Below are 23,724 nucleotides of genomic sequence, written 5' to 3'. Positions count from 1 at the left end.
CGATAAGGCATGTCCTCGTCGCAGCCCCGGCTTTATACTGCCCGGCAGATTCGAACCCGGTACAGGTATTCCAGATGAAACGTCCAAGTGGTCGCGCTGCCGACCAACTCCGCTCGATCCGCATCACCCGCAATTACACCAAGCACGCAGAGGGGTCGGTTCTGGTCGAGTTCGGTGACACCAAGGTCATCTGCACCGTCAGCGTCGAGAACGGTGTGCCGCGCTTCCTCAAGGGGCAGGGCCAGGGCTGGCTGACTGCCGAGTACGGCATGCTGCCGCGCTCGACCGGTGAACGTAACCAGCGTGAGGCCAGCCGTGGCAAGCAAGGCGGCCGCACCCTGGAAATCCAGCGCCTGATCGGCCGCTCGCTGCGCGCTGCGCTGGACATGAGCAAACTGGGCGATATCACCCTGTACGTCGACTGCGACGTGATCCAGGCCGACGGCGGCACCCGCACGGCGTCCATCACCGGTGCCATGGTCGCGCTGGTCGATGCCTTGCGCGTCATCAAGAAACGCGGCGGCCTGAAGGGCGGTGATCCGCTCAAGCACATGATCGCTGCCGTGTCGGTGGGCATGTACAAGGGCGAAGCGGTACTCGACCTCGACTACCTGGAGGACTCCGCTGCCGAAACCGACCTCAACGTGGTGATGACCAGCGCGGGCGGTTTCATCGAGGTGCAGGGCACCGCCGAAGGTGCGCCGTTCCAGCCGGAAGACTTCAACGCCATGCTGGCGCTGGCGCAGAAGGGCATGGACGAGATTTTCGAGTTGCAGAAGGCCGCGCTGGTCGACTGACCGCTGGGCAGACACGAAAAAGCCGACGTTGACGTCGGCTTTTTTGTGTTCGCCTGGGCGCTTAGATGGTCAGCGTCCAGTCGTAATCGACGATCAGCGGCGCGTGTTGCGAGAAGCGCGGCTGGCGTGGCAAACGGGCATTGCGGACGAAGCGGCGCAGCCCCGGGGTCAGCAACTGATAGTCGAAGCGATAGCCGAGGTTGAGCATTTCGGCCTGTTCGTTATCGGGCCACCAGCTGTATTGATCGCCCTCGCGGCTGACTTCGCGCAGTGCGTCGACATAGCCCATGTCGCCCACCACCGAGTCGAGCCAGGCACGTTCGGGTGGCAGGAAACCCGGCGATTGCTGACTGTCGCGCCAGTTCTTGATGTCCAGTTTCTGCTGGGCCACGTACAGCGAGCCGCAATAGATATATTCGCGACGTTTGCGCCGTTGTTTGTCCAGGTACTTGCCGAAGTCGTCCATCAACTTGAATTTCTGGTTCAAGTCTTCGTCGCCGTTCATGCCCGAAGGCAGCAACAGACTGGCAATACTGACTTTGTCGAAATCTGCTTGCAGGTAACGCCCGTAACGGTCGGCTGTCTCGAAGCCCAGGCCGGTGATGACTGCCTTGGGCTGCATCCGCGAATAGAGCGCAACGCCACCTTGGGCGGGCACCTCCGCTTCGCAGGCATAAAGGAAATAGCCATCGAGCTGGAAAGCTGGGTCATCGAGTTCAAAGGCCGAGGCGCGGGTGTCCTGGAGGCAGATGACGTCGGCATTCTGGGCTTGAAGCCAGCTGAGCAATCCACGCTCGGCCGCTGCCTGAATGCCATTGACGTTCACACTGATGATCCGCATAAATGGCCCCAAAAATCTCGTGCGTGTATGATACCCGAGCTCAACTCATTTAGCTAAATCCGTGGTATTCGGGACTTTACATGCAGCCGTATCAGCGTGACTTCATTCGTTTTGCCATCGACCGCGGCGTTCTGCGCTTCGGTGAGTTCACGTTGAAATCGGGGCGTACCAGCCCTTATTTCTTCAATGCCGGCCTGTTCAATACCGGCTCGGCGCTGGCGCAACTGGGCCGCTGCTATGCCGCGGCCATCGTCGACAGCAAGATTCCCTTCGATGTGCTGTTCGGCCCTGCCTACAAAGGCATTCCCCTGGCTGCGGCCACGGCGGTCGCCCTGGCCGAGCAGCATCAGCTCGACATGCCCTGGTGCTTCAACCGCAAAGAAGCCAAGGACCATGGCGAAGGTGGCAGCCTGGTTGGCGCGCCGCTGGCGGGTGACGTGCTGATCATCGACGACGTGATCACCGCCGGTACCGCCATTCGTGAAGTGATGCAGATCATCGAGGCGCAGCAGGCCAAGGCCGCCGGCGTGTTGATCGCACTGAACCGCGAAGAGCGTGGCACTGGCGAGCTGTCCGCCATTCAGGAAGTCGAGCGTGACTTCGCCATTCCAGTGGTCAGCATTGTCTCGCTGACCCAGGTGCTGGAATTTCTCGCCGATGACCCGCAGCTCAAGCAGCATCTTCCGGCGGTCGAAGCCTACCGGGCGCAGTACGGTATTTGATCGCGTGAACTGGGCCGGCGTGGCCGGCCATCGCGGCTGAAGCCGCTCCTACACGGCCCCCTTGTAGCGGCTTCAGCCGCGAATACCTCAGTCAGTGCCGTACTTCGGTGAACGGGGTCCGTAGAGGATGCCGCCGTTGGGGTAGGGGGTCAGCAAACGGGCGCTGGTGATTCCGGCAATCGGGTAGCCGGCGTCATCCTGGGCACTGCTGATGATCTGGTTCAGCGCCGCGACCACCAGCATGCCGATCAAGCCACCCTGGTTCTGCTGGTTTTCCTGGCTCGAAGCCGTGGCACTGCCGGTCCACAGGGTGCTGCCGGTCTTCAGGTCGACTAGCTTGGCGCTGGCAGTGACGATGGTGGCACTGGCGAGCACCATGTAGCGGGTGCCGTAATCGCTGACGGTTACGTACAGCCCGGCATCCGCGCCGAAGATCTCGCGCAGCTTCTGCGGCGGCAACTGATGGATGTCCTCAGGCTGGGTCAGGCCGTTCTGATTGAACGTCTGTGCCACCAGGGCCACCGGCATCACGTAGTAGCCTGCCTCGGCCAGCGGATAAGTGACTTGCGACAGCATGCTGTAGGTCGCCTTCACATCCGGCGACTGGTTCAGCGGCGGCATGATCAGAATCGACTTGGGCCGCGCTTGCTTGTACGCCGAATAATCCACCGTCTGGCGCTCGGCGCAGCCGCTGAACAGGGCCACGATGCAGACGCCCAGCACCAGTTGAGTCAGTCGCTTGATCATCGTTTGGCTCCTTGCCCGGCGTTACTCAGCAGAAAGTCCATGTAGGCGGCCGATTCCGGGAACAGCGCCTTCTCGGTGTTGAACTGCTGGACCATCTGGTCATCGCGGCCCAGCTCCGAATACAGCAAGCCCAGCTGGGCATGGTAGCCCGGCGGTACGGCGCCATTCTTCGCCTTGATCTTCTCCAGGTCGCGCTCCAGGGCGATGGCCTGTTCTTCCTTGGACTGGCCGTTGAAGTACTGGTAGACCTGCGGCTGGTAGCTTTCCCACTGGTACAGCGGCTTGGGCGTGTTGCAGCCGGCCAACAGCAGGCTGCCCAGCAGCAGCCCGGCGCTCGTGCGCCAGGCCGGTAGGGTAATGCTCATCGAAACTGCTTCCTTGTCGTCCGGGGCGATTACTTGGCCTGGGGATTCCACTGGCCGTTGTCTACGGCGTTGACCAGCTTGTTGACCGCTTCGCGCATGGCCAGGTCGAGCACCTTGCCATTGAGCGTGGAATCGTAGCTGGCAGTGCCGCCGAAACCGACGATTTCGCGGTTGGACAGCGCGTACTCACCCGCGCCCTGGGTCGAATACACCACTTCCGAGGTGCTGATGTTGACGATGTTCAACGCCACCTTGGCGTAGGCGATCTGCGTCTTGCCGCGGCCGAGGATACCGAACAGCTGGTGGTCGCCGACTTCCTTGCGACCGAACTCGGTGACATCGCCGGTCACCACGTAGTCGGCACCGCGCAGGCGCTGGGCCTGGCCCTTGATCGCCGCTTCCTGCTGGATTTCGCTCATGTTGTCGCGGTCCAGCACGCTGAAGCGGTTGGTCTGCTGCAGGTGAGTGATGAGGATGGTCTTGGCCTGGCCACCGAGGCGGTCGACGCCATCGGAGAAGATCCCGCGCATGTAGCTGGAGCGGTTGTCGAACTTGCCGACGGCAATCGGCGAACGCTGGCCGGTATAGGGGCGGTTGACGCTTTCGACCTGTTGCACGGCAACGGCTTTAGAGGTTTCAGTGGCGCAGCCAGCGAGCGACCCGAAGGCGATGGCGGCAGCCAGCACGAGTCCATGTGATGCGTATTTCACGCGGTTTCTCCAGAAGGGGTAGGAACGAATGGGGCGACAGGTGCCGCCCCCAAGGTGAATATCAGTTGATCAGCGCGCGCTTCTTGTTGGTGATCAAGGTGCCAACGCCGCTGTCAGTGAAGATTTCCAGCAGCACCGCATTGGGCACGCGCCCATCGATGATGTGCGAGCTGTTGACGCCGCCCTGCACCGCTTCCAGGGCGCATTTGATTTTCGGCAGCATGCCGCCGTAGATGGTGCCGTCGGCGATCAGCTCGTTGACCTGCTCGGTGGTCAGGCCGGTGAGCACCTGGCCTTGCTTGTCCATCAGGCCGGCGATGTTGGTCAGCAACATGAGCTTCTCGGCTTTCAGCGCCTCGGCCACCTTGCCGGCGACCAGGTCGGCGTTGATGTTGTACGACTCACCGTCGGCGCCAACACCGATCGGCGCGATCACCGGAATGAAGTCGCCTTTGACCAGCATGTTGAGCAGGTCGGTATTGACCCCGACCACTTCGCCGACGTGGCCGATGTCGATGATTTCCGGGGTGGTCATTTCCGGGGTCTGACGGCTGACCTTGAGCTTCTTGGCGCGGATCAGCTCGGCGTCCTTGCCGGTCAGGCCGATGGCGCTGCCGCCATGGCGGTTGATCAGGTTGACGATGTCCTTGTTGACCTGGCCGCCCAGGACCATCTCCACCACGTCCATGGTCGCCGCGTCGGTGACGCGCATGCCATCGATGAAGTGGCTTTCGATCGACAGGCGCTTGAGCAGATCGCCGATCTGCGGGCCGCCGCCGTGGACTACCACTGGATTGATGCCCACCGCCTTCATCAGCACGATGTCGCGGGCGAAGCCGGTTTTGAGCTCTTCGCTCTCCATCGCGTTGCCGCCGTACTTGATCACCAGGGTCTTGCCGACAAAGCGGCGGATGTAGGGCAGCGCTTCGGACAGTACCTTGGCGACTTGGGAAGCGGCATCGCGTTCGAGGGTCATGCGGGACTCCAGTGAAAACAGAGGGTCGGTCAGAACGGCAGTTGCAGTTCGGGGGCCACCCGGAGCAACTGCGTGCGGAAAATACGCTGAATACGTTGCAGTTCGGCCTCATCATCGGCCTCGAAGCGCAGCACCAGCACCGGGGTGGTATTGGACGCGCGCACCAGGCCCCAGCCGCGTGGGTAGTCGACGCGTACGCCATCGACGGTGGTCAAGTCGGCATCGCCCCATTCGGCATCGCGATTCAGCGCTGCAATGATGCTGAATTTACCTTCGTCGGTCACATCTATGTTGATTTCCGGTGTGGAAATGTCGTCCGGGAAGGTGGCGAACAGCGACTCGGCGTCTGCATCGGTGTGGCTGAGGATCTCCAGCAGGCGCGCCCCTACGTAAATGCCGTCATCGAAGCCGTACCAACGCTCCTGAATGAACAGATGGCCGCTCATCTCGCCGGCCAGCAGGGCGCCGGTTTCCTTGAGTTTCTTCTTCATCAACGAATGGCCGGTCTTCCACATCAGGCTGGTGCCGCCGTGCGCGGCGATCAGCGCCGGCAGGCGGCGGGTGCATTTGGCGTCGAACAGCACCTGGGCGCCGGGGTTGCGCGCCAGCACGTCCTGGGCGAACAGCATCAGTAGCCGGTCTGGGTAGATGATGGTGCCGGCGTTGGTGACCACCCCGACCCGGTCGGCATCGCCGTCGAAGGCCAGACCCAGGTCGGCGCCGGTCTCCAGCACCTTGGCGATCAAGGCCTGCAGGTTCGCCGGCTTGCCCGGATCGGGATGGTGATTGGGGAAGGTGCCGTCGACCTCGCAGAATAGCGGCACCACTTCGCAGCCCAGCGCCGCGATCAGTTGCGGTGCCACCACACCGCCCACGCCATTGCCACAGTCGACCACCACCTTCAACGGCCTGACGAGCTGGACGTCAGCCATGATGCGCTGTTGGTAGCGCTCGAGGATATCGAACCGGTCGAGCTGCCCCCGGCCCCGGCTCAGACGGCCTTCGTTGAGCCGCGCCAGCAGGCCGTGAATCTGTTCGTTGGCCAGGGTGTCGCCGGCGATCATTACCTTGAAGCCGTTGTAGTCCGGCGGGTTGTGGCTGCCGGTGAGCATCACTGCCGAGCGTCCCGGCAAGGTGTGCGCAGCGTAGTACAAGGCCGGTGTGGGCAGCATGCCGACATCGCTGACCAGGCAGCCCGCGTCCACCAGGCCCTCGATCAGACGCGCGCCCAGCGCCGGGCCGGACAGACGCCCATCACGCCCCACGGCCACCTGCGCCTCGCCCTGGGCCAGGCTTTCGGCGCCGATGGCGCGGCCGATCCAGTAAGCGGCTTCAGCGTTCAGGGTCTTCCCGACCACACCCCGGATGTCATAAGCGCGGAAGATGCTCGCAGGCAGTGCAGGAACCTGTTCGTCCATGGAAGGTGCCTCGGGGCTGAAAGGTGGTCCGGCGCGTGGGACACGGCGGTTTTTGGCGTCAGAAGGCTATTGGGTACCGGAATGGCCGAAGCCACCTTCGCCGCGCTGCGAGGCGTCGAAGGTCTCGACGATCTCGAACTGCGCCTGCACCACCGGCACCAGCACCAGTTGCGCGATGCGCTCGCCGACGGTGATGGTGAACGGCGTGCTGCCACGGTTCCAGCACGACACCATCAGTTCGCCCTGGTAATCGGAGTCGATCAGCCCGACCAGATTGCCCAGTACGATGCCGTGCTTATGCCCCAGGCCGGAGCGCGGCAGGATCAGCGCCGCCAGCCCAGGGTCGGCGACATGGATCGATAGCCCGGTGGGGATCAGCACGGTCTGGCCGGGCTCGAGCACGGTGTCGTGTTGCAGCAGGGCGCGCAGGTCGAGGCCTGCCGAGCCTGGTGTGGCGTACTGCGGGAGGGGGAATTCGCTGCCCAGACGAGGGTCGAGGATCTTGGCTTGAAGAGCGTGCATCTGACTTATTGAACCTGATTGAGACGTTCGGCGATGAAGCTGACCAGTTGCCGGGCGATCTTGCCTTTGCTGGTCTGCGCGAAAAGGGTTTGCTGCTGCTGGCGGTCGATCACCGTCAGGGCGTTCTCCTCGCTGTTGAAGCCAATGCTGGGGTTGGCCACGTCATTGGCGACGATCAGATCGAGGTTCTTGTCCTTGAGCTTGCGCGTCGCATAGTCGAGCAAGTGCTCGGTCTCGGCGGCGAAGCCTACGCTGAACGGACGGTCGTTACGGCCTGCGAGGGTGGCAAGGATATCCGGATTGCGCACCATCTGCAGCAGCATGCCGTCACCGGTCGTGGGATCTTTCTTGAGCTTTTGCGGGGCAACGACTTCCGGACGGTAGTCCGCAACCGCCGCCGAGGCGATCAGCAGGTCGCAGGGCATGGCTGCTTCGCAGGCGGCGAGCATGTCACGCGCGCTGACCACGTCGATTCGGCTCACCCGATCAGGTGTCGGCAAGTGCACCGGGCCGGTCACGAGGGTCACCCGAGCCCCGGCTTCGGCGGCCGCTTCGGCCAGGGCAAAGCCCATCTTCCCGGAGCTATGATTGGTGATGTAACGGACCGGGTCGATGTTTTCCTGGGTCGGGCCCGCCGTGATCAGCACATGCTTGCCGGTCAGTGACTGGCGCTTGAAGCTCTCGGCCGCGCACCAGGCCAGGTCGCTGGCCTCGAGCATGCGGCCCAGGCCGACGTCGCCGCAGGCCTGGCTGCCCGAAGCGGGGCCGAACACCTGAATACCGCGCTGCTGCAGCAGTTGCAGATTGGCCTGGGTGGCCGGGTCGCGCCACATGGCCTGGTTCATCGCCGGCGCGACGGCAACGGTGGCATCGGTCGCCAATACCAGGGTGGTCAGCAGATCGTCGGCCATGCCCTGAGTCAGGCGCGCCATGAGGTCGGCGGTGGCGGGGGCGATGAGCACCAGATCGGCCCATTTGGCCAGTTCGATATGGCCCATGGCCGCTTCGGCGGCCGGGTCGAGCAGGTCCATGTGTACCGGGTGCCCAGACAGCGCCTGCAAGGTCAGCGGGGTGATGAACTCGGCACCGCCACGGGTCATGACGACGCGCACCTGCGCGCCATGTTCCAGGAGCCGGCGAATCAGCTCGGCGCTTTTGTAGGCGGCAATACCGCCTCCTACGCCGAGCACGATGCGCTTGCGATACAGCCGCTGCATAGAAAGGCCTTTTTCCAGAGAGAGCGTGCGGCGACGAGCCTGCCTGCGGCGGATCGTCGCATCTACGGGACGAACTAGGTTAACACAGCGCCCAAATGCGCCGCAGTACCACACAAGGAGCGTCGATGAACATCAGGGAATGGCCTTTGGCCGAACGACCACGGGAAAAGTTGCTCGAGCAGGGTGCTGCCGGTCTGTCGGATGCCGAGCTGCTCGCCGTGCTGCTGGGCTCGGGCGTGCGCGGGCGTAACGTGGTTGACCTCGCCCGAGGGCTGCTGGCCCGCTTCGGCGGACTGCGACAGGTCCTGGAGGCCGACAGGGCAGCGTTTCTGGGTGAAACCGGGCTTGGACCGGTGCGCTACGCGCAGTTGCAGGCCTTGCTGGAAATCGGCAGGCGTCACCTGGCCGAGTCCATCGCCCGCGAGCCGGCGTTGGAGTCGCCGCAGCAGGTCAGGCGTTACCTGAAGGCGATGATGCGCCACGAAGCCAGCGAGGTCTTCGCCTGCCTGTTTCTGGACAGCCGGCACAGGCCGCTGGCTTTCGAGGTGCTGTTTCGCGGCACCATCGATCGCGCCAGCGTGTTCCCGCGCGAAGTGGTGCGCCGGGCGCTGGCGCGCAACGCCGCTGCAGCCATCCTGTGCCATAACCATCCCTCGGGGGTGTGTGAACCCAGCCCCGAGGACGTGCACCTGACCCTGACCTTGAAAACGGCGCTCAAGCTGGTTGACGTACGCGTGCTCGATCACATCATCGTGGGCGAAGGTGACCCGCTGTCGATGGTCGAGCACGGTTGGTTCAGCGCCTGAGGCCGGTCAACGTGCGACCGAGGTGCCAGCGAAGTCCAGGCGCCCGAATGGACTCACCTGATATCCCTCCACACGTTTGCGCAGCAACGTCGAGGCGGTCGGGTGAGCCAATGGCAGCCACAGTGCCTGTTGCTGAATCAACGTCTGTGCCTGCTGGTACAGGCGGCTGCGCACGCTCTGGTCGGCGGTGGTGCGCCCGGCGGTGATCAACTGGTCCAGACGCGGGTCGCAGAAGCGTGCGAAATTGGTGCCCGACTGCACCGCGGCGCAGGAAAACTGTGGGGTCAGGAAGTTATCCGGATCGCCGTTGTCGCCGGCCCAGCCCATGAACAGCAGGTCGTGCTCGCCGGTCTTGGCGCGGCGGATCAGTTCGCCCCATTCGATCACGCGGATTTCAGCCTTGATACCGATCTTCTTCAGGTCGGCCTGCAGCATTTGCGCGCCCAGGCTGGGGTTGGGGTTGAGCAGGCTGCCCGAGGGACGGGTCCAGATCGTGGTGCTGAAGCCTTCCGCGAGGCCCGCCTTGGCCATCAGCGCCTTGGCCTTTTCCACGTCGGTCGGATAGCCCGGCAGGTTCTTGGCATAGCCCCAGGTGGTCGGCGGGTAGGGCCCGTTGGCGGCGGTACCGGTGTTCTCGAACACTGCTTGCAGGTAGCTGGTCTTGTCGAAGGCCAGGTTGATCGCCTGACGCACCTCAGGCTTGTTCAGCGGTGGACGCTGGCTGTTGATGGCGACGAAGGCGGTCATGAATGCAGGGGTGCTGGCGACCTGCAGCGCGTCATCCTGCTTGGCTTCGGCGATGTCCAGCGGCTTGGGCGAAAGCGCCACTTGGCACTCGTTGCGCTTGAGCTTCTGCAGACGAACGGTGGCATCCGGGGTGATGGAATAGATCAACGGGTCGACCGCGGGTTTGCCGGCGAAGTAGTCGGCGTTGGCGCGGTAGCGCACCAGCGCGTCTTTCTGGAAACGTTGGAAAACGAACGGCCCGGTACCGATCGGCTGGCTGTTGAGCTTGTCCTGGGCCCCGGCCTTGAGCAGCTTGTCGGCATATTCTGCGGAATAGATCGAGGCGAAGCCCATGCTCAAGGTCGCCAGGAACGTGGCGTCGGGGTGGTCGAGGGTGAAGCGCACGGTGTCTGGCGTCGGTGCTTCGACCGACTTGATCAGGCTGGGCAGTTGCAGCGACTGGGCATGCGGATAGCCGCCGGGTGCGCTTTTGTACCAGGCGTGAGCGGGGTAGAGCATGCGCTGGAAGCTGAACAGCACGTCGTCGGCCTGTAGCTCGCGGGTCGGCTTGAAGTAAGCGGTGCTATGGAATTTCACCCCTTTGCGCAGGGTGAAATCGTAGGTCAGACCATCGGCTGAAACCTTCCACTGTTCGGCCAGGCTCGGAATCACCTTGCCCTGTGCCGCGTCGAACTCGACCAGACGGTTCATCAGTACGTCGGCCGCGGCATTGGTGGTGGTCAGCGAGTTGTACTGAACCACATCGAAGCCTTCCGGGCTGGCTTCGGTGCACACCACCAGCGGCGTGGCCTGGGCAAGGCCCGCGGCGAACAGGGAAGACAACGCGAAGCAAAGGGTGGCGGCACGCATGTGGGCTCCTCGGTAGGATCAGATAGCCATCTGCCGGTGCAGTCTGGGAAAGGCCCTACACTAGTGGCGACGTTTGCAAATGACCACCGCTGTGTCGATAAATTCGTCGACAGACGGTCGACACCCCCGCGCCCCTGTCGCTATGCTGGTCGGCCGCGTATGGCCTGAGCTTCCTGCGCATAATCTGTTGTTGCGAAGAACTCTTTCTGGTATAAAGCAGCGCTCTTTTCTAGGGGCTCGGCCTGCCGTGCAAACGGATCCGGTCGTGTAAGACCCCTGAAATACGGCGCCTGGCGCCAAGACTGAGAGATTAAGCGGCCAACCCATGCCGGGTTGGGCATGTGGTTTTAGAGGGCTGAGGCATGTCGAGAGTCTGTCAAGTTACCGGTAAGGGTCCGGTAACCGGGAACAACATTTCCCACGCAAACAACAAAACCCGTCGTCGTTTCCTGCCGAACCTGCAGCACCACCGTTTCTGGGTTGAATCCGAGAAGCGTTTCGTGCGTCTGCGCGTTTCCGCCAAAGGTATGCGTATCATCGACAAGCGCGGCATCGATGCCGTTCTGGTCGACATTCGCCGCGCCGGCAACAAGGTTTAAGGAGAGCATCATGCGTGAATTGATCCGTCTGGTATCGAGCGCTGGCACTGGCCACTTCTATACCACCGACAAGAACAAGCGTACTACCCCGGACAAAATCGAGATCAAGAAATACGATCCGGTTGTTCGCAAGCACGTGACCTACAAGGAAGCCAAGATCAAGTAATTGATCTGGCGACCCGAAAAAACCCGCGTCCGAAAGGAGGCGGGTTTTTTTTGCTTCTACGCAGCAAGAAGTGGATTACTCCAGGTCTCGTCACTCGCGTTTCGCAGGCGCGACCCACACCCTATGGGGGGTTGCGTGGCGAGCGACGTAGATATTGACGATAATGCCGTCCTTGACTTCATATTCAACTTCGCAGAAGCGCGCTTCGCGTGTTGGCCTGAGCTTCTCGACTCGCGAGATACCAGTCATTTCCTGAATGTAGGCCACGACGCTGGGGACGAAAGGCGTACCCACCAGATGTTGAACGTCGCCAATGCTTTCTTTGCACGGGTGCATGATTTTTCCTCGTTGGTCACCCTTTATTGGGTCGTACAAAGGTGACGCGGGTGAGCCGAGAAAAACGGTAGATAATGCTGCCATGTTGCACCAGGGCAGTGCTGACCTGCATTGGAAACCGTCCGAACTCCAGGCCGCACTGCTGCTTGCAAGGCCATGATTGCCGGACGGTAAGCTGGCCGCTACTTGGACTCGAACAGCGCGTAAATCTTGCGACACGGCTCGAGCACTTCCCAAGTGCCTTTGAACCCCGCCGGGATCACGAAGCGATCGCCTGCCCGCAGCGTCTTGGCTTCACCCGCCTCATCGCGCAACACCGAAACGCCTTGAACGATTTCGCAGTATTCATGCTCGGTGTAATGCACCTGCCACTGGCCCACGGCACCCTCCCAGACGCCGGCGGCGAATTGGCCGCACGGACTGGCATAGTGGTTGTAGATCAGCTGATCCGGTTCGCCCTTGATGATTTTCTCTGCAGCAGGGCGATAGCTCTCGGCTTCGGTGAGCGCCTGGGCGAAGTCTATGATGGTAGCGATGCTCATGATTAACCCCTTTGACCGTTTAATAAAATGAACATGGAGAGGCCTTGCTGGCTTTAATGTCAAATATATTGATAGTCTGACCGCCCTGGTTTAGGGTGTCGCGGCCCGTGTGCGCAGTGTACCCGGCCAGCATTTCAGACAACGCCGAGAAATCCTCGGTGCGGCGTTGCACCTATACAAGAGGAGGAGTTTGGTATGACTACCCTGACGCGTGCGGATTGGGAACAACGGGCACAACAACTGAAGATCGAAGGCCGCGCCTTCATCAACGGCGAGTATACCCAGGCCAGTTCCGCGCAAACCTTCGATTGCCTCAGCCCCGTCGATGGTCGGTTCCTCGCCAAGGTCGCCAGCTGTGACCTGGCAGATGCCAACCTGGCGGTGGAAAATGCCCGCGCCACCTTCGCCTCGGGCGTCTGGTCGGCGTTGGCGCCGGCCAAGCGCAAGGCCCGCCTGATTCGTTTCGCCGAGCTGATGCGTGCCAATCTCGAAGAGCTGGCCCTGCTGGAAACCCTCGACATGGGCAAGCCGATCGGCGATTCCTCCAGCATCGACATTCCCGGTGCGGCCAATGCCATCCAGTGGACCGCCGAGGCCATCGACAAGGTCTACGACGAAGTCGCCCCCACCCCGCACGATCAGCTCGGTCTGGTGACCCGCGAACCGGTCGGTGTGGTCGCGGCCATCGTGCCGTGGAACTTCCCGCTGCTGATGGCCTGCTGGAAGCTCGGCCCGGCGTTGGCAACCGGTAACTCGGTGGTGCTCAAGCCGTCGGAAAAATCTCCGCTGACGGCCATACGTATCGCGCAACTGGCAGTCGAGGCTGGCATTCCGGCGGGTGTGCTCAACGTGCTGCCCGGTTACGGCCACACCGTGGGCAAGGCGCTGGCCTTGCACATGGATGTCGACACCCTGGTGTTCACCGGCTCCAGCCGTATCGCCAAGCAGTTGATGATCTACGCAGGCGAATCGAACATGAAGCGCGTGTGGCTCGAGGCGGGTGGCAAGAGCCCGAACATCGTCTTTGCCGACGCGCCTGATCTTGAGGCCGCCGCCCAGGCCGCCGCCAGCGCCATTGCCTTCAACCAGGGTGAGGTGTGCACGGCAGGCTCGCGTCTGCTGGTGGAACGCTCGATCCGCGACCAGTTCCTGCCGCGTGTCGTCGAGGCGCTCAAGGCCTGGAAACCCGGCAATCCGCTGGACCCTGCGACCACCGTGGGTGCGCTGGTCGACACCCAGCAGATGAATACCGTGCTGTCGTACATCGAGGCCGGCCATCAGGACGGCGCCACGCTGCTCACCGGCGGCAAGCGCATCCTGGAAGAGACTGGCGGCACCTATGTCGAACCGACCATCTTCGATGGCGTCACCAATGCCATGAAGATCGCCCAGGAAGAAATCTTCGGCCCGGTGTTGTCGGTCATTACCTTCGACAGTGCCGAGGAAGCGATTGCCATCGCCAACGACACGCCGTATGGCCTGGCGGCAGGTATCTGGACGGCTGACATCTCCAAGGCGCACAAGACCGCCCGGGCGGTGCGTGCTGGCAGCGTGTGGGTCAACCAGTACGACGGTGGTGACATGACTGCGCCGTTCGGCGGCTTCAAACAGTCAGGCAACGGCCGTGACAAGTCGCTGCACGCGCTGGAGAAGTACACCGAGTTGAAGGCCACCTGGGTCAAGCTGTAAGCCCCAGTGAGCCACTGCACCATCAGCAGCCGGGTCGACTCAGGTCGACCCGGCTGCTTCGTTTCTGCCATGGATCATGCCGGGCCGGGGAGGCTGCATGCGTTGGGGTACTTATTTCGCCGTTCTGTCGGCGGTGCTCAGTGTCGGCCTGGCGCTGGGCGTGAGCATGCCGTTGGTCTCGCTGCGCCTGGAGCAGCAAGGCTACGGTGGCTTCGCCATTGGCGTAATGGCAGCCATGCCAGCGCTGGGGGTGCTGTTGGGCGCGAGCCTGTCCAGCCGTCTGGCGGGCTGGCTTGGCGTGCCGGCGGCCATGCGCGTGTGCCTGTGGGGCGGGGCAGTGTCGATTGGGCTGTTGGCGGTGCTGCACAGTTACCCGCTATGGCTGGGCCTGCGCCTGCTGATCGGCATGGCGTTGACCGTGGTGTTCATTCTCGGTGAGAGCTGGATCAACCAGCTGGTGGTCGAGCAGTGGCGCGGTCGCCTGGTGGCGCTGTATGGCAGCAGCTACGCCCTCAGCCAGCTTGCCGGGCCGTTGTTGCTCGGTGTGCTCGGCACGGATGACGATTTCGGCTTCTGGGCAGCTACAGGGCTGTTGCTGATCGCGCCTCTGGTATTGATTGGCCGCGGCGGCGCGCCGCGTACTGAAGCGTGCAGCGTCAGCTTGATGGACTTGGTGGGCTTCTGCCGTCGCTTGCCGGTGATCGCATGGGCGATCGCTCTGTTCGCTGCCTTCGAGGCGATGATTCTGACGCTGCTGCCGGTGTATTGCCTGCAACAGGGCTTCACCGCAGAAGTGGCGCTGTTCATGGTCAGTACCGTGGTGGTGGGCGATGCCGTGCTGCAGTTGCCTATCGGGGCGCTGGCTGACCGGGTCTCGCGGCGCTTGTTGTTCACCGCCTGTGCGCTGAGCTTGCTGGTGTCGAGCCTGGCCATTCCGTTTCTGCTGCACACGCCGCTGGTGTGGCCGCTGTGGGTGCTCTTCGGCGCCAGTGCAGGCGGGTTGTTCACCTTGTCATTGGTGTTGATCGGCGAGCGCTACCGGGATGATGCGCTGGTGCGGGCCAATGCTCATGTCGCGCAGCTGTGGGGCATCGGCTGTCTGCTCGGGCCGCTGCTGGCCGGGGCTGGTAGCCAGTGGGTGAGTGGTCACGCGTTGTTGTGGCTGATGGCCGCTGGCGCCGCCGGGCTTGTGTGGCTGACCCAGCGCCGTGGCGCGTTCGAACCGGCTCCGGCCTGACGGATTGGCCTAGAGCATGCGCTCCAGGCCTACGGCCTTGGCCACCCAGGCATTGAAACGCCGCCACAGGCCGCCAGGCTCGTGGTCGAGGGTATGCAACTGGCCATCGTCTTCAGTGATCCACACCAGCTTGTCGCCCTGCAAGGTCGGCCTGTAGCTGACGGCGGGCGCCATGCCCTGCAACGCCAGTTCGCGGGTGTAGGCGGCGAGTTTCGGACTGTCGACCAGAATGCCCACTTCGGTGTTCCATAGCACTGAACGCGGGTCGAAGTTGAACGAGCCGACGAAGGTCTTCTGCCCGTCGAACACCATCGCCTTGCTGTGCAGGCTCGAATCGGAACTGCCACGGAAATTCAGGCCACGGGTCGAGCTGGGGTCGCCTGGCTGGCGGCGCAGCTCGAACAACTGCACGCCGTGTTCGAGCAGGGCGCGGCGGTAGGGCGCATAGCCGCCGTGCACGGCCGGCACGTCGGTGGCCTCCAGCGAGTTGGTCAGCAGTTTTACCGTCACCCCGGCATCGGCGCGCCCGGTGAGGTAGAGCAGGCCGGTCTCCCCAGGGACGAAATAGGCCGAGACCAGAATCAGCTCGTGCTCGACGTGCTTGAGGTCAGGTGCCAGTTGCCGGGTCATGAGCAACTGCGGATCGGGCTCGTTCTTGGCCAGCACCTTGCTCGGCGCGTCCCACAATGCTTGCGCATGGGCCCAGATCAGTTCATTGCGCCATTTGTCCAGGCGCGGCTTGCGTTGCCATTCCATCAGGCGGTCGTACAGCACATGACGCTTGGTGCGTGCGTCGCCCAGCCAGGCGTCCAGGCTGCGGCGGCTGGCCACAAGGTCGCGGGCATCGGGTTGTTGCCAGAGGAAATCACCGATCGGCCGGCTCAGGGCGCTGTTCCAGTATTGGTCGAAGCTGTGCCCCAACTGCTCGGCGACAGGCCCGACGCTGAGCATGTCGATGTCGGTGAAATTGAGGTTGGGCTCGGCGTCGAAATACTCATCGCCCAGGTTGCGCCCGCCGACGATGGCCATGCTGTTGTCCACCAGAAACAGTTTGTTGTGCATGCGCCGATGCTGCAGCGACAGGTTGAACAGGCGCCCGGCGGCGCGGGTCACGCCGGTGCTGCGGCCCAGGTGCAGCGGGTTGAACAAGCGAATCTGTATGTTCGGGTGCGCGGCCAAGGTGCCGATCAGGGTGTCCAGGCCGTCGCTGGTGGTGTCGTCGAGCAGCACGCGCACGCGCACGCCGCGATCGGCGGCCTGTAGCAGCTCATGTACCAACGCGCGGGTGCTGAGGCCGTCATGGACGATGTAGTACTGCAGGTCGATGCTGGTCTGGGCATGACGCAGCAGCTCGGCACGGGCGTGGAACGCTTCGGTGCTGTTGGGCAGCAGGCGAAATCCCGAGCGTCCTTCATGCTCGGCCGCCTGATGTTGCACCGAGCGGCCGAACGCCGACTGGTCGGCCGGCAGCGCGTGACTGATCACCCGCGGCGAACTGACGCCGGCACAGCCAGAAAGGCCGAGCAGCAGGGCCAGCAGAAGGGGTAGAACGCGCTGGAGTTTCAAGAAGTGGATCGTCCTGTACGGGAGGCTGCAGGTATGACACTCCCCGGGGGGACAAAGTTACCGGCATCGGTCTGTTCGGCCAGCAGGCGTTGTGCGCTCTCACCGACTGTGCGCACCGCCGCCTCGATCTGCGCCGAAGGCTTGCCCGCGTAGTTCATGCGCAGACAATGCCGGTACTTGCCCGACGCCGAGAAGATACTGCCCACGGCAATCTGTACCCCTTGGTCGAGCAGGACGCGGTTCAGGCGCAGGGTGTCGAAGCTTTCCGGCAATTCCACCCACAGCACGAAACCGCCCTGGGGCCGGCTGACCCGCGTACCTGGCGGGAAGTAGCGCGCTACCCAGTCGCTCATCACATCGCGGCCGCGCTGGTACTGGCTGCGCATGCGCCGCAGGTGTGGCTGGTAATGGCCGCCGGCGATGAAGTCGGCAATCGCCAGTTGCGGTTGTACGGCGGTGCTGCCAGTGCCGATGAACTTCATGTGCAGCGTGCGCTCAAGATAACGCCCTGGCGCCACCCAGCCGACCCGCAGTCCGGGGGCCAGGGTCTTGGAGAACGAGCTGCACAGCAGTACGCGGCCGTCGTCGTCGAAGGATTTCAGCGTGCGCGGCCGCGGGTAGGTATAGGCCAGGTCGCCATACACATCGTCTTCGAGAATCGCCACGTCGAAGCGCTGCGCCAGGCTCAGCAGGGCCTTCTTGCGCGCCTCGGGCATGATGTAGCCCCACGGGTTGTTGCAGTTGGGGGTGATCTGGATGAGTTTGATCGGCCATTGCTCCAGGGCCAGCTCGAGAGCTTCGAGGCTGATGCCGGTCAGCGGATCGGTGGGAATCTCCAGCGCTTTCATGCCCAGGCCCTTGAGGGTCTGCATGGCGCCGTGGAAGCTCGGCGAGTCCACGGCGACGATGTCGCCCGGTTCGCACACGGCGCGGATGCTGCACGACAGCGCTTCGTGACAGCCGGTGGTGACCACCAGGTCGGCGGGTGCCAGGTGACAGCCGGAATCGAGCATCAGGCGGGCGATCTGTTCGCGCAGGTGCAGGTTGCCCTGGATGGTGTCGTAGTACAGGCCAGGCATGTCCTGGCGCCGGCTCAGTTGCGCGAGGCTGCGCAGCAGCGGCTTGAGGGTGGGGGTGTCGACGTCCGGCATGCCACGGCCGAGCTGGATGACCTCGGGACTGGGGGTACTGCGCACCAGCTCGAGTACTTGCTCCCACTGCGAGATATCCACCGGCCGCTGCGCCGGTCGGGTGATTGCCGGCAGAGCAGGCAGGCTGCGGCCTTCGCTGACGAAGTAGCCCGACTTGGGCCGTGGCGAGACCAGGCCGTTGTCTTCGAGCAGGCGATAGGCCTGCTGTACGGTGCTCAGGCTCACGCCGTGTTCAACACTGAGGGCGCGCACCGAGGGCAGACGCTGGCCGGGTCGGTACAGGCCTTGCTCGATGCGCGCGCCGAGCAGGTCGGCGAGATTCATGTACAGCGTCATTCCATACTCCTGAAGCCCGGGCTGCTTTTGACCGATACAGATCGATAAGAAAATACAGCATTCATCTTCAGATTCGGCATTTCTGTATGGTTTTAATAAAGCTTTTTTGAGTCTGTATTGCCATGGCTGCCTGCGCGATGCTGTGTTCACGGTTTCGTGGGCAGGGAGACAGGGTGATGAGCCGATTCAATGATATCGACCTGGCGATCGAGCCAGGTGCCACCGCGGCAGGGCAGCGCCAGCTGCAGGTGGGCGTGCAGGGTGTTTACACGCAGTGGGTGCAACGTTACTCCACCCGACGGGCGCTGCTGGCCCTGAGCGAACAGCACCTGCGCGACATTGGCCTGAGCCGCGAGCAAGCCGTCGCGGAAGGTTCGAAGCCGTTCTGGAAGGCCTGATCAGACCAGCTCTTTGAGCCGATGCCAGAGCATGCCCATGGCCAGCAACGGCGAGCGCAGGTACTTGCCGCCGGGGAAGGTCATGTGCGGGACCTTGGCGAACAGGTCGAAGCGGCCGCTGGCCTGGCCGCTGATGGCTTCGCCGAGCAGGCGTCCGGCCAGGTGCGTGGCGTTCACGCCATGCCCGGAGTAAGCCTGGGCGTAATAGACGTTGGGCTGGCTGGCAAGCCGGCCGATCTGCGGCAGGCGGTTGGCGCCGATGCCGATCATGCCGCCCCATTGGTAGTCGATGCGCACGTCGGCCAGGTGCGGGAAGACCTTGAGCATCTTCGGGAGCATGTATCCGGCGATGTCCCGCGGATCGCGCCCTGAATAATGGCAGGCGCCGCCAAACAACAGACGGTTGTCGGCAGACAGCCGGTAGTAATCGAGGGCAACCCGCTGGTCGCAGACCGCCATGTTGCGCGGCAGCAGCTGCCTGGCGCGCTCGGCGCCGAGCGGCTCGGTGGCGATGATGTAGCTGCCGGCCGGCAGTACCTTGCCGCCCAATTCTGCATTCAGGCCATTGAGGTAGGCATTGCAGCACAGCACCAGGGTGTCGGCCTGCACTTTGCCCGCTGCCGTGTGCACCACCACCTGCGGCCCGTAGTCGATGCGCGTGACCGCCGAGTGCTCGTGCAACTGCACGCCCAGGCGCTGCGCCAGTGCGGCTTCACCGAGCGCCAGGTTGAGCGGGTGCAGGTGGCCCGAACCCATGTCGATCAGGCCGCCGACGTAACGGTCACTGCCCACCACGCTGCGGATGTCGGCCTTGGGCACCAGCTTCAGCTCATGCGGATAGCCCAGGCTGCGCAGGTGCTCGGCCTCTTCGGCGAACCCGTCCAGCTCGCCGGCTTTGTTCGCCAGGTCGCAGTAACCCCAGGTCAGGTCGCAGGCGATGGCATTGCCCTCGACCCGTTGCCGAACGATATGCACCGCCTCCAGGCCCATCAGTTGCAGGCTGCGCACGCCATCTTCGCCAATCACCGGGCGGAACTGCTCGAGGCCATGGCCAACCCCGCGAATCAGCTGTCCGCCGTTGCGCCCGCTGGCGCCCCAGCCGATCTGCTGCGCTTCCAGCACGATCACCGACAGCCCGCGCTGGGCCAACTCGATAGCGGTATTGAGCCCCGAAAAGCCCCCCCCGACAACGCACACATCAGCCCGCTGCGTGCCCTGCAAGGGCGTCAATGTGAGCGGGAGGTTGCAACTGGCGGCGTAGTAAGAGGCGGCGTGGGACATGGGCGAATCCTGGCATGGGCGCGAGCAGGCGAGGATAAGCGCTGGTTTCCGGGCCGGGCAAGCGCGGGTCTCGGCGATTGGGCGAGCGCGGCGGTTTGTCTTACACTGCCCGGCCCCTTTTACCACCTGCTGGGCACATGTCTGATAACCGCCACAAGATCCACTTCCTGCGTGAACTGATCCCAAGTTTCGAATGCGAGCCCGGCTGTCACGATTGCTGCGGGCCGGTGACCACCTCTGCCGAGGAAATGGCCTGCCTGCCGCGCACCTCGGCGGCGCAACAGGCCGCCGCCCTGGAGCGTCTCGATTGCGTGCACCTGGGGCCGCAAGGCTGCACGGTGTATGCCGACCGCCCGCTGATCTGCCGCCTGTTCGGCACCACGCCGCGCATGGCCTGCCCGCGTGGGCGAGGGCCGGCGACCCTGATCGAGCCCGAAGCCGAGCACCTGGTGCATCAGTTCATCGCCACCACTCGGCAAGTGCTGGTCTGAACGCCGGCAAGCTTCAGTCGGGAATCGGCAGGCACAGGCTTTCTTTGACTTCTTCCATGACGATGTAGCTTTTCGACTCACGCACGTGCGGCAGCTTGAGCAGGATGTCGCCGAGCAGCTTGCGGTATGAGGCCATCTCGGAAATCCGCGCCTTGACCAGGTAGTCGAAATCGCCCGAGACCAAATGGCATTCCAGCACATGGGGCAGCTTGAGCACGGCGCGGCGGAATTCTTCGAAGGTGTCGCCGGATTTGTAGTCCAGGCCGATTTCCACGAACACCAGCAGGCTGCCCTTCAGGTGCTGCGGGTTGAGCCGCGCGTTGTAGCCCATGATGATGCCTTCGCGCTCCAGCCGCCGAACGCGCTCGGTGCATGGGGTAGTTGAAAGGCCGACCTTTTCCCCCAGCTCGGTGAACGAGATACGCCCATCATTCTGCAGGATACGCAGGATATTGCGGTCGATCTTGTCCAGTTCGCGCTTGCTTTGATGCTGGGTCCTCATAGGGGATGCCCCTCCGTGAAAGGCCAAAGTGCCGAGAATTGTCGCCAAATATAGGCTTTTATATAGTGAAAAGCACTGAGCGGTAGTTTTTATACTGCGGCCATTCGATACATCTCAACAAACGCCCGCGGCTGGCCGCGCGAGAGGGAGCGACAATGCGAGTTCTGGTATTGGGTGGCGGTGTCATTGGAACCGTCAGCGCTTACTACCTGGCCCGACAAGGTTTTCAAGTGACGGTGGTCGACCGCCAGCCTGCGGTGGCCATGGAAACCAGCTTTGCCAATGCTGGCCAGATCTCGCCAGGCTACGCCTCGCCATGGGCCGCTCCGGGTGTACCGCTCAAGGCCATCAAGTGGCTGCTCGAGCGTCACGCGCCGCTGGCGATCAAACTCACCGGTGATATCGACCAGTACCTGTGGATGGCGCAGATGCTGCGCAATTGCACGGCCAATCGCTATGCGGTGAACAAGGAGCGCATGGTGCGCCTGTCGGAGTACAGTCGTGACTGCCTCGACGAGCTGCGCGCCGAAACCGGCATCGCCTACGAAAGCCGCACCCTGGGCACCACGCAATTGTTCCGCACCCAGGCGCAGGTCGATGCCGCGGCCAAGGACATCGCCGTGCTCGAGCAGTCCGGCGTGCCCTACGAATTGCTCGACCGCGACGCCATTGCCCGCGTCGAGCCGGCGCTGGCCGGCGCCAAGCACCTGCTCGCCGGTGCCCTGCGCCTGCCCAACGACCAGACCGGCGACTGCCAATTGTTCACCACGCGCTTGGCCGACATGGCCGCCGAGCTGGGTGTGGAATTCCGTTTCGGCCAGGATATCCAGCGCCTCCATGCCAATGGTGATCGCCTCGATGGCGTGTGGATCGACGGCAAGCTGGAAACCGCCGATCGCTACGTGCTGGCCTTGGGCAGCTACTCGCCGCAGCTGCTCAAGCCGCTGGGCATCAAGGCCCCGGTGTATCCGCTCAAGGGCTATTCGTTGACCGTGCCGATCACCGATGCGGACATGGCGCCGACCTCGACCATTCTCGACGAAACCTACAAGGTCGCCATTACCCGATTCGACAACCGCATTCGTGTCGGCGGCATGGCAGAGATCGCCGGCTTCGACCTGAGCCTCAACCCGCGTCGGCGCGAAACGCTGGAGATGATCGTCAATGATCTCTATCCTCGCGGCGGCGATTTGCGTCAGGCGGAGTTCTGGACCGGTCTGCGCCCGGCCACACCCGATGGCACGCCGATCGTCGGCGCCACGCGCCTGAGCAACCTGTTCCTCAATACCGGACATGGCACCCTGGGCTGGACCATGGCCTGTGGTTCGGGACGCCTGCTGGCCGATCTGATCGCGCGCAAGACGCCGCAGATCAGCGCGGCCGGGCTGGACATCTCGCGCTACGGCAATGTTCAGGACGTGGCCCGTCACGGCCATCCCGCGCCGGCTCACCGCTAGGTGCTGCGGGCGGCGTAGCGTCCAGGTTGTCCGCCGCGCGTCTGACGCGCGGCGTTTTCACTTTCTCAACGAACTGCCAGAAGGCTGTAGTCATGCGTCCTGCCCGTGCCCTCATCGACCTCCAGGCCCTGCGCCACAACTACCGCCTGGCCCGCGAACTGTCAGGCGCCAAGGCGCTGGCAGTGATTAAGGCCGATGCTTACGGCCACGGCGCCGTGCGCTGCGCACTGGCTCTGGAGCCTGAGGCCGATGGCTTCGCCGTGGCCTGTATCGAAGAGGCCCTGGAGCTGCGCGCCGCAGGCATCAAGGCGCCGGTGCTGCTGCTGGAAGGCTTTTTCGAGGCCAGCGAACTGGCATTGATCGCCGAGCATGATCTGTGGTGCGTGGTGCATTCGATGTGGCAGCTCGAAGCCATCGAGCAGACGCCGCTGCACAAGACGCTGAAGGTCTGGCTCAAGCTCGACACCGGCATGCACCGCGCAGGCCTGCACCCCGATGAATACCAGAACGCTTATCAGCGCCTGCTGGCCAGCGGCAAGGTGGCCCGCGTGGTGCTGATGAGCCACTTCGCCCGCGCCGACGAACTCGACGCCAGCACCACCGAGCGCCAGTTGGCGGTGTTCCTGGCCGCCCGCGAGGGGTTGGCAGCAGAATGCAGCCTGCGCAACTCACCGGCGCTGCTGGGCTGGCCGCAGATTCCCAGTGACTGGGTCCGCCCGGGCATCATGCTTTACGGCGCCACCCCGTTCGAGGTGGCGCAGGCCGAGGCGTCACGCCTACAGCCGGTGATGACCCTGCAGTCGCGGCTGATCAGTGTGCGCGAACTGCCGGCCGGCGAGCCGGTGGGGTATGGCGGCCTGTACACCACCGCCCGCACCTCGCGGGTCGGGGTGGTCGCCATGGGGTATGCCGACGGCTATCCGCGCCAGGCGCCGACCGGTACACCGGTGATGGTCGCCGGGCAGCGCACCCAACTGATCGGCCGGGTGTCGATGGACATGCTCTGCGTCGACCTCACCGACGTGCCGCAGGCGGTGGTCGGCAGCCCGGTGGAGCTGTGGGGCAAGCAGGTGCTGGCCAGTGATGTCGCCGCCCAGGCGGGCACCATTCCTTACCAGATCTTCTGTAATCTCAAGCGCGTGCCGCTGGAATACGTGGACGCCTGAGGCACAACCGCCAGAGCCTCGACTGTTGTAAATTCTGAACGCGGTTGCCATCATATCGGCCACATTCCCCCCCGCGACCGTTTCAGGAGG

26 protein-coding genes are annotated in these 23,724 nt (G+C 63.5%); 11 read left to right on the top strand and 15 right to left on the bottom strand.

Annotated features, from left to right (window positions below; translation table 11 throughout):
* Window positions 1-74: 74 nt before the first annotated feature.
* Window positions 75-797, top strand: a complete 723-nt coding sequence (gene rph, locus LK03_RS05510) for a ribonuclease PH (protein WP_028693168.1) — start codon at window positions 75-77, stop codon at window positions 795-797.
* Window positions 798-858: 61 nt separating this feature from the next.
* Here rph and LK03_RS05505 read toward each other — a convergent pair whose 3' ends face one another.
* Complete coding sequence (locus tag LK03_RS05505) at window positions 859-1,638, bottom strand: exodeoxyribonuclease III (protein WP_038411425.1); 780 nt, start codon at window positions 1,636-1,638, stop codon at window positions 859-861.
* Between the two features lie 80 nt (window positions 1,639-1,718).
* Here LK03_RS05505 and pyrE point away from each other — a divergent pair, with 80 nt between their 5' ends.
* Window positions 1,719-2,360 carry an orotate phosphoribosyltransferase gene (gene pyrE, locus LK03_RS05500; RefSeq protein ID WP_038411424.1) on the top strand — a complete coding sequence of 214 codons (642 nt, stop codon included), beginning with the start codon at window positions 1,719-1,721 and terminating at the stop codon, window positions 2,358-2,360.
* Between the two features lie 87 nt (window positions 2,361-2,447).
* Here pyrE and LK03_RS05495 read toward each other — a convergent pair whose 3' ends face one another.
* From LK03_RS05495 to coaBC, 7 genes are all read right to left on the bottom strand, one after another.
* Entirely contained in the window at window positions 2,448-3,107 is a 660-nt protein-coding gene (locus LK03_RS05495; RefSeq protein WP_038411423.1) for a DUF799 domain-containing protein, read from the bottom strand.
* On the bottom strand, window positions 3,104-3,472 hold the full coding sequence (locus LK03_RS05490) for a DUF4810 domain-containing protein (RefSeq protein ID WP_038411422.1): 369 nt from the start codon (window positions 3,470-3,472) through the stop codon (window positions 3,104-3,106). The genes LK03_RS05495 and LK03_RS05490 overlap by 4 nt, the downstream gene beginning before the upstream one ends.
* Window positions 3,473-3,501: 29 nt before the next feature.
* Entirely contained in the window at window positions 3,502-4,182 is a 681-nt protein-coding gene (locus LK03_RS05485) for a CsgG/HfaB family protein (RefSeq protein WP_038411421.1), read from the bottom strand.
* Window positions 4,183-4,243: 61 nt separating this feature from the next.
* Entirely contained in the window at window positions 4,244-5,158 is a 915-nt protein-coding gene (gene argB, locus LK03_RS05480) for an acetylglutamate kinase (RefSeq protein ID WP_028693174.1), read from the bottom strand.
* A 29-nt stretch (window positions 5,159-5,187) separates the two neighbouring features.
* Window positions 5,188-6,576, bottom strand: coding sequence for a phosphomannomutase/phosphoglucomutase (locus tag LK03_RS05475; RefSeq protein ID WP_038411420.1), 1,389 nt, complete (start codon window positions 6,574-6,576; stop codon window positions 5,188-5,190).
* A gap of 66 nt (window positions 6,577-6,642) precedes the next feature.
* Window positions 6,643-7,098: a dUTP diphosphatase gene (gene dut, locus LK03_RS05470; RefSeq protein WP_038411419.1), complete on the bottom strand. Its 456-nt coding sequence runs from the start codon at window positions 7,096-7,098 to the stop codon at window positions 6,643-6,645.
* Between the two features lie 5 nt (window positions 7,099-7,103).
* On the bottom strand, window positions 7,104-8,315 hold the full coding sequence (gene coaBC / locus LK03_RS05465; RefSeq protein WP_038411418.1) for a bifunctional phosphopantothenoylcysteine decarboxylase/phosphopantothenate--cysteine ligase CoaBC: 1,212 nt from the start codon (window positions 8,313-8,315) through the stop codon (window positions 7,104-7,106).
* A 125-nt stretch (window positions 8,316-8,440) separates the two neighbouring features.
* On the opposite strand from coaBC, the gene radC reads away from it, so the two are divergent.
* Complete coding sequence (radC, locus tag LK03_RS05460; RefSeq protein ID WP_038411417.1) at window positions 8,441-9,121, top strand: RadC family protein; 681 nt, start codon at window positions 8,441-8,443, stop codon at window positions 9,119-9,121.
* Between the two features lie 6 nt (window positions 9,122-9,127).
* Here radC and LK03_RS05455 read toward each other — a convergent pair whose 3' ends face one another.
* Window positions 9,128-10,717: an ABC transporter substrate-binding protein gene (locus LK03_RS05455; RefSeq protein ID WP_038411416.1), complete on the bottom strand. Its 1,590-nt coding sequence runs from the start codon at window positions 10,715-10,717 to the stop codon at window positions 9,128-9,130.
* Window positions 10,718-11,079: 362 nt separating this feature from the next.
* On the opposite strand from LK03_RS05455, the gene rpmB reads away from it, so the two are divergent.
* Together rpmB and rpmG are read left to right on the top strand one after the other, a co-directional pair.
* Window positions 11,080-11,316: a 50S ribosomal protein L28 gene (gene rpmB, locus LK03_RS05450; protein ID WP_028693180.1), complete on the top strand. Its 237-nt coding sequence runs from the start codon at window positions 11,080-11,082 to the stop codon at window positions 11,314-11,316.
* Window positions 11,317-11,326: 10 nt separating this feature from the next.
* Window positions 11,327-11,482, top strand: a complete 156-nt coding sequence (gene rpmG, locus LK03_RS05445; protein WP_021702025.1) for a 50S ribosomal protein L33 — start codon at window positions 11,327-11,329, stop codon at window positions 11,480-11,482.
* A 90-nt stretch (window positions 11,483-11,572) separates the two neighbouring features.
* On the opposite strand, the gene LK03_RS05440 is transcribed toward rpmG, so the two are convergent.
* Window positions 11,573-11,902, bottom strand: a complete 330-nt coding sequence (locus LK03_RS05440; RefSeq protein ID WP_156109514.1) for a hypothetical protein — start codon at window positions 11,900-11,902, stop codon at window positions 11,573-11,575.
* Between the two features lie 98 nt (window positions 11,903-12,000).
* Entirely contained in the window at window positions 12,001-12,360 is a 360-nt protein-coding gene (locus tag LK03_RS05435) for a cupin domain-containing protein (RefSeq protein ID WP_038411414.1), read from the bottom strand.
* A gap of 195 nt (window positions 12,361-12,555) precedes the next feature.
* On the opposite strand from LK03_RS05435, the gene LK03_RS05430 reads away from it, so the two are divergent.
* Complete coding sequence (locus LK03_RS05430; protein WP_038411413.1) at window positions 12,556-14,049, top strand: aldehyde dehydrogenase; 1,494 nt, start codon at window positions 12,556-12,558, stop codon at window positions 14,047-14,049.
* A 97-nt stretch (window positions 14,050-14,146) separates the two neighbouring features.
* Window positions 14,147-15,286: an MFS transporter gene (locus LK03_RS05425; RefSeq protein WP_038411412.1), complete on the top strand. Its 1,140-nt coding sequence runs from the start codon at window positions 14,147-14,149 to the stop codon at window positions 15,284-15,286.
* Between the two features lie 9 nt (window positions 15,287-15,295).
* Here LK03_RS05425 and LK03_RS05420 read toward each other — a convergent pair whose 3' ends face one another.
* Together LK03_RS05420 and LK03_RS05415 are read right to left on the bottom strand one after the other, a co-directional pair.
* Window positions 15,296-16,852, bottom strand: coding sequence for a phospholipase D family protein (locus tag LK03_RS05420; RefSeq protein ID WP_038411411.1), 1,557 nt, complete (start codon window positions 16,850-16,852; stop codon window positions 15,296-15,298).
* Complete coding sequence (locus LK03_RS05415) at window positions 16,849-18,339, bottom strand: PLP-dependent aminotransferase family protein (protein ID WP_081951559.1); 1,491 nt, start codon at window positions 18,337-18,339, stop codon at window positions 16,849-16,851. The genes LK03_RS05420 and LK03_RS05415 overlap by 4 nt, the downstream gene beginning before the upstream one ends.
* 176 nt (window positions 18,340-18,515) lie before the next feature.
* On the opposite strand from LK03_RS05415, the gene LK03_RS05410 reads away from it, so the two are divergent.
* Window positions 18,516-18,737 carry a DUF1127 domain-containing protein gene (locus LK03_RS05410; protein ID WP_038411410.1) on the top strand — a complete coding sequence of 74 codons (222 nt, stop codon included), beginning with the start codon at window positions 18,516-18,518 and terminating at the stop codon, window positions 18,735-18,737.
* Here LK03_RS05410 and LK03_RS05405 read toward each other — a convergent pair whose 3' ends face one another.
* Complete coding sequence (locus LK03_RS05405) at window positions 18,738-20,018, bottom strand: NAD(P)/FAD-dependent oxidoreductase (RefSeq protein WP_038411409.1); 1,281 nt, start codon at window positions 20,016-20,018, stop codon at window positions 18,738-18,740. It lies immediately after the preceding gene.
* A 137-nt stretch (window positions 20,019-20,155) separates the two neighbouring features.
* On the opposite strand from LK03_RS05405, the gene LK03_RS05400 reads away from it, so the two are divergent.
* On the top strand, window positions 20,156-20,509 hold the full coding sequence (locus LK03_RS05400) for a YkgJ family cysteine cluster protein (RefSeq protein ID WP_038411408.1): 354 nt from the start codon (window positions 20,156-20,158) through the stop codon (window positions 20,507-20,509).
* Between the two features lie 13 nt (window positions 20,510-20,522).
* Here LK03_RS05400 and LK03_RS05395 read toward each other — a convergent pair whose 3' ends face one another.
* Window positions 20,523-21,011, bottom strand: coding sequence for an Lrp/AsnC ligand binding domain-containing protein (locus tag LK03_RS05395; RefSeq protein ID WP_028693190.1), 489 nt, complete (start codon window positions 21,009-21,011; stop codon window positions 20,523-20,525).
* Window positions 21,012-21,166: 155 nt separating this feature from the next.
* Here LK03_RS05395 and dadA point away from each other — a divergent pair, with 155 nt between their 5' ends.
* Both dadA and alr read left to right on the top strand, forming a co-directional pair.
* Window positions 21,167-22,468: a D-amino acid dehydrogenase gene (dadA, locus tag LK03_RS05390; RefSeq protein WP_038411407.1), complete on the top strand. Its 1,302-nt coding sequence runs from the start codon at window positions 21,167-21,169 to the stop codon at window positions 22,466-22,468.
* 92 nt (window positions 22,469-22,560) lie between these two features.
* Window positions 22,561-23,634, top strand: a complete 1,074-nt coding sequence (gene alr, locus LK03_RS05385) for an alanine racemase (protein ID WP_038411406.1) — start codon at window positions 22,561-22,563, stop codon at window positions 23,632-23,634.
* Window positions 23,635-23,724: the final 90 nt, after the last annotated feature.

Origin of the sequence: Pseudomonas cremoricolorata (assembly GCF_000759535.1) — a bacterium.
GTDB lineage: Bacteria > Pseudomonadota > Gammaproteobacteria > Pseudomonadales > Pseudomonadaceae > Aquipseudomonas > Aquipseudomonas cremoricolorata_A.
This window is presented reverse-complemented; position numbering and strand designations above follow the sequence as displayed.

What these genes read in the sequence shown, in the direction of transcription:
- rph (WP_028693168.1), top strand. Translation starts at nt 75, where the DNA reads ATGAAACGTCCAAGTGGTCGCGCTGCCGACCAACTCCGCTCGATCCGC.
- LK03_RS05505 (WP_038411425.1), bottom strand. Translation starts at nt 1,638, where the DNA reads ATGCGGATCATCAGTGTGAACGTCAATGGCATTCAGGCAGCGGCCGAG.
- pyrE (WP_038411424.1), top strand. Translation starts at nt 1,719, where the DNA reads ATGCAGCCGTATCAGCGTGACTTCATTCGTTTTGCCATCGACCGCGGC.
- LK03_RS05495 (WP_038411423.1), bottom strand. Translation starts at nt 3,107, where the DNA reads ATGATCAAGCGACTGACTCAACTGGTGCTGGGCGTCTGCATCGTGGCC.
- LK03_RS05490 (WP_038411422.1), bottom strand. Translation starts at nt 3,472, where the DNA reads ATGAGCATTACCCTACCGGCCTGGCGCACGAGCGCCGGGCTGCTGCTG.
- argB (WP_028693174.1), bottom strand. Translation starts at nt 5,158, where the DNA reads ATGACCCTCGAACGCGATGCCGCTTCCCAAGTCGCCAAGGTACTGTCC.
- LK03_RS05475 (WP_038411420.1), bottom strand. Translation starts at nt 6,576, where the DNA reads ATGGACGAACAGGTTCCTGCACTGCCTGCGAGCATCTTCCGCGCTTAT.
- dut (WP_038411419.1), bottom strand. Translation starts at nt 7,098, where the DNA reads ATGCACGCTCTTCAAGCCAAGATCCTCGACCCTCGTCTGGGCAGCGAA.
- coaBC (WP_038411418.1), bottom strand. Translation starts at nt 8,315, where the DNA reads ATGCAGCGGCTGTATCGCAAGCGCATCGTGCTCGGCGTAGGAGGCGGT.
- radC (WP_038411417.1), top strand. Translation starts at nt 8,441, where the DNA reads ATGAACATCAGGGAATGGCCTTTGGCCGAACGACCACGGGAAAAGTTG.
- LK03_RS05455 (WP_038411416.1), bottom strand. Translation starts at nt 10,717, where the DNA reads ATGCGTGCCGCCACCCTTTGCTTCGCGTTGTCTTCCCTGTTCGCCGCG.
- rpmB (WP_028693180.1), top strand. Translation starts at nt 11,080, where the DNA reads ATGTCGAGAGTCTGTCAAGTTACCGGTAAGGGTCCGGTAACCGGGAAC.
- rpmG (WP_021702025.1), top strand. Translation starts at nt 11,327, where the DNA reads ATGCGTGAATTGATCCGTCTGGTATCGAGCGCTGGCACTGGCCACTTC.
- LK03_RS05440 (WP_156109514.1), bottom strand. Translation starts at nt 11,902, where the DNA reads ATGGCAGCATTATCTACCGTTTTTCTCGGCTCACCCGCGTCACCTTTG.
- LK03_RS05435 (WP_038411414.1), bottom strand. Translation starts at nt 12,360, where the DNA reads ATGAGCATCGCTACCATCATAGACTTCGCCCAGGCGCTCACCGAAGCC.
- LK03_RS05430 (WP_038411413.1), top strand. Translation starts at nt 12,556, where the DNA reads ATGACTACCCTGACGCGTGCGGATTGGGAACAACGGGCACAACAACTG.
- LK03_RS05425 (WP_038411412.1), top strand. Translation starts at nt 14,147, where the DNA reads ATGCGTTGGGGTACTTATTTCGCCGTTCTGTCGGCGGTGCTCAGTGTC.
- LK03_RS05415 (WP_081951559.1), bottom strand. Translation starts at nt 18,339, where the DNA reads ATGACGCTGTACATGAATCTCGCCGACCTGCTCGGCGCGCGCATCGAG.
- LK03_RS05410 (WP_038411410.1), top strand. Translation starts at nt 18,516, where the DNA reads ATGAGCCGATTCAATGATATCGACCTGGCGATCGAGCCAGGTGCCACC.
- LK03_RS05405 (WP_038411409.1), bottom strand. Translation starts at nt 20,018, where the DNA reads ATGTCCCACGCCGCCTCTTACTACGCCGCCAGTTGCAACCTCCCGCTC.
- LK03_RS05400 (WP_038411408.1), top strand. Translation starts at nt 20,156, where the DNA reads ATGTCTGATAACCGCCACAAGATCCACTTCCTGCGTGAACTGATCCCA.
- LK03_RS05395 (WP_028693190.1), bottom strand. Translation starts at nt 21,011, where the DNA reads ATGAGGACCCAGCATCAAAGCAAGCGCGAACTGGACAAGATCGACCGC.
- dadA (WP_038411407.1), top strand. Translation starts at nt 21,167, where the DNA reads ATGCGAGTTCTGGTATTGGGTGGCGGTGTCATTGGAACCGTCAGCGCT.
- alr (WP_038411406.1), top strand. Translation starts at nt 22,561, where the DNA reads ATGCGTCCTGCCCGTGCCCTCATCGACCTCCAGGCCCTGCGCCACAAC.